The organism is Prevotella sp. P5-92, from assembly GCF_002251245.1.
GTDB lineage: Bacteria > Bacteroidota > Bacteroidia > Bacteroidales > Bacteroidaceae > Prevotella.
In genome coordinates, this window is the sequence record NZ_NPJG01000080.1 from 1 (window position 1) to 675 (window position 675).

The window sequence follows — 675 nt, forward strand, 5'->3', positions numbered from 1 at the left end:
CATGCTGCTCTACGCAATGAACGACGAGACGTGGACCGACGAGATTCAGCAGTATGTGGAATGGTCGCTGCGCTACGACCTCTGGGTGAAGATGCGCATCTTCGGACCGATGCTCGACGAGGCGTTTAACGACGAGGAAAAGGCGACGAACAAGAAAGGTCCGATGAATATGCTTATGCTATTGCAGAAGGAGTTTAAAATCGAAGACCTGATACTGGTGAGAAAACGATTGGGTAAGTCGGGCGACATGCAAAGCGCCAAGGCGCAGCTTTTCACGTGGAGAACTAGAAGGTTGGTCGATTTTGACGATATAAACGGAATAATAAAGAATCTTAGTAGAAAAACAAAAACATAACAACACAAAAACAGTATGATTTTAAAGTAATGCACAATGAAAATAACAATAAGACGCAAGATTAAGTCGCACGACCGCACGATAGGCGAGTTGGCGATAGACGGAAAGGTGATGGCGGATACGTTAGAACTACGTTCGATAGACTGGAGCAAGGAGAAAAAGGTGGCGGGTAAAACCGCCATCCCTTGCGGCAGCTACGTGCTCTCGATGCGATGGTCGAACAAGTTTAAACGCAAGATGCCGTTCCTTGAGAACGTACCCCATTTCACGGGCATCATGATCCATCCAGGCAACTCGCTGGAAGACACCCGCGGCTGCAT

1 protein-coding gene and 1 pseudogene are annotated in these 675 nt (G+C 47.9%); both read left to right on the forward strand.

Going from position 1 to position 675, the window contains the following annotated elements:
• Positions 1-355, forward strand: a pseudogene (locus CIK99_RS15360) (hypothetical protein); the annotation flags it as partial.
• Between the two features lie 36 nt (positions 356-391).
• On the forward strand, positions 392-675 hold a 284-nt coding region (locus CIK99_RS08390; RefSeq protein WP_094381081.1), incomplete at its 3' end, for a DUF5675 family protein.